General features: G+C 55.2%; 5 protein-coding genes. 2 read left to right on the forward strand and 3 right to left on the reverse strand.

Annotated elements, in window-relative coordinates; all coding sequences use genetic code 11:
- Positions 1-633, reverse strand: a 633-nt coding sequence (locus tag ABX962_RS25525) for a bile acid:sodium symporter family protein (protein WP_372723547.1), incomplete at its 3' end; no start/stop codon positions are given.
- Between the two features lie 204 nt (positions 634-837).
- Between ABX962_RS25525 and ABX962_RS25530 the strand changes: the two genes are divergently transcribed.
- Positions 838-2,190 carry a hypothetical protein gene (locus tag ABX962_RS25530; protein ID WP_372723549.1) on the forward strand — a complete coding sequence of 451 codons (1,353 nt, stop codon included), beginning with the start codon at positions 838-840 and terminating at the stop codon, positions 2,188-2,190.
- Between the two features lie 432 nt (positions 2,191-2,622).
- Here ABX962_RS25530 and ABX962_RS25535 read toward each other — a convergent pair whose 3' ends face one another.
- Entirely contained in the window at positions 2,623-3,684 is a 1,062-nt protein-coding gene (locus ABX962_RS25535) for a hypothetical protein (RefSeq protein WP_372723550.1), read from the reverse strand.
- Positions 3,685-3,878: 194 nt separating this feature from the next.
- On the opposite strand from ABX962_RS25535, the gene ABX962_RS25540 reads away from it, so the two are divergent.
- A complete protein-coding gene (locus ABX962_RS25540) occupies positions 3,879-5,105 on the forward strand; it encodes a hypothetical protein (RefSeq protein ID WP_372723552.1) in 1,227 nt (408 codons plus the stop codon).
- Positions 5,106-5,433: 328 nt separating this feature from the next.
- Here ABX962_RS25540 and ABX962_RS25545 read toward each other — a convergent pair.
- On the reverse strand, positions 5,434-7,007 hold a 1,574-nt coding region (locus ABX962_RS25545), incomplete at its 5' end, for a cytochrome c biogenesis protein (protein WP_372723554.1).

Below are 7,007 nucleotides of genomic sequence, written 5' to 3' on the forward strand. Positions count from 1 at the left end.
CGCGATCGATCCGAAGCCCACCATCGACAGAATACCGAGCTGGGCAAGGAACGATAAGCGGAGCTTTTGGCGATCTGCCCATTCCGCGAGTCCTGCCATCCGCATCGTTTGCGCCAACACGATGGGAATAACCACGACCCAGGTTAGATTCCAGACCTGATCGGTCAACGACAGTTCCGTGGTTTTTGCTAGCACCAAGGCGACACCGATGGGCACTACCGCGATGCAGGCCAGATTGGTAACGACGGTCGTCATTAGCGCGATCGATTCGTTTCCACCCGCTTTGCGTGTCCACACGGCCGCCGATGCCAACGTGCACGGGACCAGCGATGCGACGAACAAACCGCCAAAGATTGGGGCCGGTAAATACGCCCTCATCGGCCAACACATCATCGGCACGACGACGATATTGATTGCGATTGCTAGCAGAGTCGGCAGCGGCTTGCGAAGACTCTGCCGCACCGACTGGGCGGGCAGCGTGATCCCCATCGACCCCATCACGGCGAACACGATCGCACTGCGCAATGTGGTCATTTCTAAGAGCGGAGTCAGTGCTTCGCTAGCAAAGAAACCGATGGCAAAGATCAATCCGAGTGAGATCAGAAACCAATGTGATTTTAGCCTTGCCCGCATGTTGTAATTTTTCCAAACGACCTATCGGCAAGCAGGGTAATGAACTTAAGATTCGAACGTGTCTATCGCTGTTCGCTAGCGTGCAGGGTATCAGAAGCACCCGCTGCTTCCGACGGCACACAGCAAACGGACTCGTGATGGGTCCGAAAAACACGGTTTTTTAAGTCAACGGTTTCGGTCGCCCTCGCAGGGAAAGGATTCCCAATGCATGAACGGACACAACGAGCCTTTGCTCGCTTGGTGTTCGTTATCTGCTGCGCGTTGCCAACTTCGATCGTTTTGATGACGATCCTGGTGACCTGGACCCCCTGGTACCACCGTCATTGTTTGCGAACGATCACCGCGTCGATCGCCAAAGAAACGGGGTTCGACGTCGAGATCGAAGATTTCGATCGCCCCAGTCCCTCGCGGTTGGAACTGCAAAACGTTCGATTGCTGGATCCAGAGACGAAACGCGAAGTTGCCAAGGTCTACAAGCTCACCTGGACCGAAGTGAACGGCGGTGTTTCGATTGTGCTGCATCAACCCGAGCTGCAATCCTCGGAACTGGGCAATACTTGGCGATTGGTGCACGACCGGTTTTTATGCCAATCGATTTGTGTTTCGACGCCGGTGCGTTTTGCCGCCAACGACTTGACCCTGCACAGCGACGCCGGGCCGATGACGCTTCGCGATGTCGATGCTTGGATCGAACCGAGCAACCCGTCAATGATCGGCAGTTCCACCCGCGCGACGATCGAATGTTTACCCACGGGCCAGCCCACCGATCGCGGTTTTCGCATCGAAGTGGTTCGCGATCGCAGCGGGGTGACTCCGGTGACGACGTGGACGCTGGAAACCGGCGATACCGCCCTGCCCTGCTCTGCCCTGGCTCCGTACAGCGACGCGATGGCGATGCTCGGCAACGAGGCCACGTTCTCGGGCATGATGCGATGGAGCATCGAGCCGGATGGTTGGTGGGTTGATTTGAGCACGTCCCGATTTGATCAGGTTGATTTGGCGCGACTGTTTCAGCGGCTGCCTCATCAATTAACGGGCGACGCCAGTTTGCGATTTCGTCGCGGCATGATTCGTCCTGGTAAAACGGTCGACGTGATTGCTGAGCTTCGTGCCAAAGAAGGCTTTGTCGGGACGTCGCTATTAGCGTCGATGCAGCGGGATCTTGGTATGACCGTCGTGACCGACACCACAAGTGCACGTCCAGTTCCCTACGACCACTTGGCGATGCAGTTTCAGATCTTCGGCGCCAAGATGACGCTTGATGGGATCTGTCGCACCGAGCAAGGTTATGAAGGCTTGCCTGCGGGCGTAGTATTGATTGCTGACGGCTACTCGATGGTACAAGCTCGTGAATTGGAGATGCCGGCGATCGAGTTGGCCAAAGCGGTCGCACCGTCACACAGTGTGATGGTGCCGATGTCCGAGCAGACCACGCCGCTGATGCAGTGGTTGTTGCCTCCGAGCCGATCGATTCCAAATGGCACCAGCCATTCGCCCGCACCACGAATCCAAACCGCTCAAGAATTCAGCGGCGGCCCCACGATCAGCGAGCCGTAACCAATGTCGCTCAGCTCTCCGAGCTGTTAGCGTTCATTAGGTCCTATGTGGGATCGAAATAGGACAACGCGTTCTCGAAAAAAACAACCGGGCGTTCCACCGTCCAGCAAGGCGTCTTTCCTGTGCAAACATCTTTTAATCTCGTTCTGAACGGGAATGTCGTGTTAAGTGAGCGACCTGCTTAGGAATTTTCAATAATCCTGGGGCCGCTGAGCATTCACCATCACAACCCGATGCGTGTGTTTTAAGGTGGCTACATTTGCTGTCGCGGAACAACATGATTCAATAGTCCGAGGAATTTTTATGAATTGCCGGTAGGAATTCGATGTAGGTCCGATTCGCTAGATGATGGTTCGGCAAAAGACTGTAGCCCGTTCGAACGCCGGTGACAGCCTTTTTAACTCACACGGATTCTTCTTTACGTTCAAGCGTTCAGTCGGTCTGCAGCGATCGCTCGTACTTAAAATGAGGCAACCGCGGATGCATTGGCGGGTCCTTTTCCGCCTGCCAAACTTGAACACCATCCAGTGTGGCTTCCAGTCCACCGGAAGTGGCGCGGGAAAATGCGTATTCCCAGTGTTCCCCGCGAGCGTCACGGATCGCTTCGATCAACAGCAGCGTTTCTGGGTCGGTGCCCTGGGCAAAGGCGAACACCGTGCCGTCGAAGCTGCCAAGGGCCTGACTCGGATCGGCGATTTCATAACGATAAAGTGGGCTGGGCATCAAACGTAACTCCTGGCGGTCTGAATTATCCGGATTCCAGCCAGTCAAAGTGCAAGCGAAACGGCGAGCGTAGCTCTTCATTTGTCTCAAGCGACGATTCGACTGCACACTCGGGGCATCAGCGTTAGGCAGTTGGTGATAATCGATAGCGATCTGTTTCGGTTCCCATTTCACCCGCCTCTCATAGGATGCGGTGTAATGGGGTTGGCGAGCCAACAAATCCAGTTCGTGACAGACTTTGCCGTCCCATGCATAGACCTGAATAGCCGCCACTGGACGACCCTGATCCGCACACAACATGACCAGCCCCGAAACATTTTCTTCTGGGTTTAAAATCCGCGTCATGTTCGTGTATCGCAGAATGACTGATAACTTCATTTCGCGTGTTGGAGCGACTTCGCAGCGAAACATAGGCCAAGTCTGTGATGCAAGTAGTTGCCTTGAGATGGCCGTCGCTGTCGATTCCTGCGCGTCATCTTTGGTTTTCTGGGCAGTCGCAGAGTCGCCCGCGATAGCTTGAAAAACAAGAAAAACTGACAGCAAGACGGTTGTAGTCCAGTTTTGCATGGAGGCCTCTTTGTTACGAATACAACAAACGGCTTGCCATTGTAGACGTAATGTCTTAGGTCTTGCAACTTGCGGGGTGCCAGCCGGTAAATCGTTAGATTTGAGCCATGAAAAAAACAATGCCGAAAAATCGGTGCCAGCGTCCACGTTTGTCCGATAGATCGTGCGCCCTATCTTGAGAGATTCAGAGCCGAGTGTATTCAATCGAACGACGATTGATTTCTGACCGATTCTAAAACCGCCGAGAAGACAAGTGCAAACACTTGAAGCTCGTTTTTGAAGCAGTCATATGGAACAGGCGTCGTTTCGTTTCGTCGCTAGACTCAAGACTCTTGGCTCTTTTGTGTTAGCATTGACTCCATCGGCTATGCCAGTTCCTGCATCACGGCGCACCCACCATGAAACATCGCTTGAAACAGTTCTTCAAAGTCTCGATCGCCTTGATCGCCGTTTTGATAGGCGTCGCGGGATTTTTGAGCTGGCGATCGTATGCCGAGGTCGAAGCGGCATTGAAACCGATCCGGGATCGAGGCGAACCGGTGTCGCTCGCAAATCTGCGGACGGCTGCCGTCGCCGAAGACGAGAACGCCGCGACCTATCTCAAACCCATCGCCGCCGAGGTCGAACAAGTCGTCAACGAAGCCTATCCAATTGCCTATCCCGATGACTTCTCGTGGCGTCACGGTTTGGCGGAGGGGCAGATTGCAACGCTACGTCAGATCTTTGACGCGCACCCTCACCTACCCGACCAACTCGCTTTGGCATCGCACTGCAACAGCCTCGCTTGGCCGCTCGATTTCGAATCGTCGCCGAACGAACTGATGGGTCAGGTAATGCAAGTGAGCCAACAGGTACGTGCGATCGCACGGTTGCAGGTGATCCGGACTCGCTACCTCGCTGCGATCGGAAAGCCGGACGACGCGGTGGCCGTTTGTCTCGAAGAGCTGCGACTGGTTCGGCTGCAAGCAGACACGCCGCTGCTTGTGTCGTGGATGGTCAACATGGCCTGTCGTCGCGAAGTTTTGTTCCAGCTGAACGGTATTTTGCAAACGGAAACATTGACGCCTCAGACGCATGCTGAGATCGAGCGGGAGTTGGCTCAGCAACAGCTGGCAAGTGATTTCACGCAGACACTCAAATCCGAACGCGCCTTCGGCATCGAGAGCTTTCGTGGGTTTTCGATCTTGGCTGCCTCGTTGACTCCGCAATTGGCAAATTACATCGAATACATGAACGAGCAAATCGAGACCAGTTCACGGGCACCGAACGAGCCAGCGTCGACAAAAGTGACCGCCGTCGGCATGACCACACTACTTGTCCCCGCGATCGATAACGCACGGGACGCTATGAAACACACGCTTGCGACGGAACGTTGTTTAAGAATTCTCAATGCGATCCAGTCGCGTCAGGAACCGGCGTCTGCGGTTGACCTGCATGATCTGGGGTTACCCGCTGAGGCGATACGCGATCCATACAGCGGAGAAACGCTACTGGCCCAGTCCGCCGAGTCCGGCTGGATCGTCTACAGCGTGGGCGAAAACGGCAGCGACGATGATGGTCAGATCGAGCCTGACAGCGTGACGAACAAGTCCGCGGATATCGGAGTCGGCCCACCATCGGAATAATGTCAGCGGAATCGAGCAACATTGCGTCCTCGCCTAGCGACAGCGTATTAATGTGGCGTGTGAGCCGTGGACCGCAAGGCACCGGGTAATGCGTGGACCCCGGCCGCTGACGCGCGAGCGGCTCACTCAATCAACAACCCGGTCGCCTCGGTTGGATGGTGACGAAACCGTGGCTAGCGCCGAAACGTGGGCGCTGAGAAGCGTTTCGTAGCGGAACTCGTCAAGAGTTTCGGGAGGCATACACCATGGAACGAAAGTCACGCACGACTTCCGCTACGCTAAATTAGCACAAACCTTATTAGGAAAGGCTCCTTCGCGGACGCTTTGGTTACGCCGATTCGAGGTCGCTGGGTTTGCGGCCGAATGCGGCTCCGGCGATGATGAAGGCGGCTTGGCTTGCGATGTACAGGCTCAACCACATCAAGACGCCGGAGGTGAAGCCGTAGCTGTGCAGTCCAATGCCCAGCTCGTTCGTGCCAAACCAGCTCCACGTCGTGACGATGTTGCCACCGATTGCCAATACGCAGAAACCGCGTGCTTTGACCATGCCATCCCAGCGAGCGTGCAGCATCAGCGCGTTCCAGATCACGATCAACAACGCCCCGTTTTCCTTCGGATCCCAGCCCCAGAATCGTCCCCAGCTGTCGTCCGCCCACAAGCCGCCCAGGACCGTGCCGACGAAGCTAAACAGGATTCCGAAACAGGCCGCACCGTAACACATTCGGTACAAATCCTTCATCGCTTTGGCATCTTTGCCGACCCATCCGGCAATCAAATAGCCTATCCCGATCGTGCCGGCAACTAGCGTGGCAACATAGCCCAACGTGACGCTGATTACGTGAGTCGCCAACCAGAACTGCGTGTCCAACACCGCCTGCAGTACCGGCATCGTATCCCCGGTGTTCAGCCCGTAGGCGACCAATAGCGACATCATGCCTGCAAATGCGGACAACAGGTTACCGGTACCGTATTTGAAAATTCGCTCAACCACTAAGCCAAACAACACGGCGGCCCAACCGATGAACACAGCCGAGGAATAGAGGTTGATGACCGGAGCGCGACCGGTGATCGCTATGCGGCACAAAATCGTAAACGTGTGAATCGCCAAAGCAATCGCCAGTGTTCCCCAAACCGCTTGTCGCATCCGAGGCAAGTGGAACAAGAAATAAACGAGCGCTAGGACGGTCGAGACGAGATACAAAAACATCGTCACGCCGGTGGGCCAATTCGATTGCATCCATCGTTCCAGTGAGACCATGGCTTTGTCATAACCAGAGATGCTGTAGCTTTGAACGGCGGCGAGATGTTCGTCCACGGCGGTGTTAAAGCCCACTGTGTCCATGTCGCTGTACGCTTTGATCATTTGACCAAACGACTCGATCGATGCTCGAGGCGTCGCGCCAGTCCCGAGCGAATTTTTGGCCATGTCAAAAAACGCCGGTGCATAGGCTGACCATTTCGGATTATCAACCACGGCGTCGGCCACCTCTTCAACCGGCGGGATCACGGCCGGCGCTGGCATCTTGGCCAGACTTTCCATTCGCATTTCGAGTTCACGCAGCGCGAACATTTGACGCGTTTGTTCATCCGTCCCCTCTGGAAAGAAGCTGGCTGGGAATCGCGACGGGGTGGGAATCCGAAACGCTGCAGCGGTCAACGTGTATTGCCGCGTACGGCGATCCAATTCGATCAACTTCTTTTCTTTGAACGATTGATGGATCGCTTCTTTTTTGCCTGCAGCTTCGACTAGCTTGGATGCTTCGTCCCATTGTTCACGAATTTCGTTCAGCGAATAGAGTTTGCTTTTGCGTCGCTCGAGCCCCAGTTCGCTGCGTACCTCTTCGGCATCAATGCGGAACATCGGCAAATCATGAAGCGAGGGATCGTCGATCGCCACTTCCA

The organism is Novipirellula sp. (assembly GCF_041583735.1).
Lineage (GTDB): Bacteria > Planctomycetota > Planctomycetia > Pirellulales > Pirellulaceae > Novipirellula.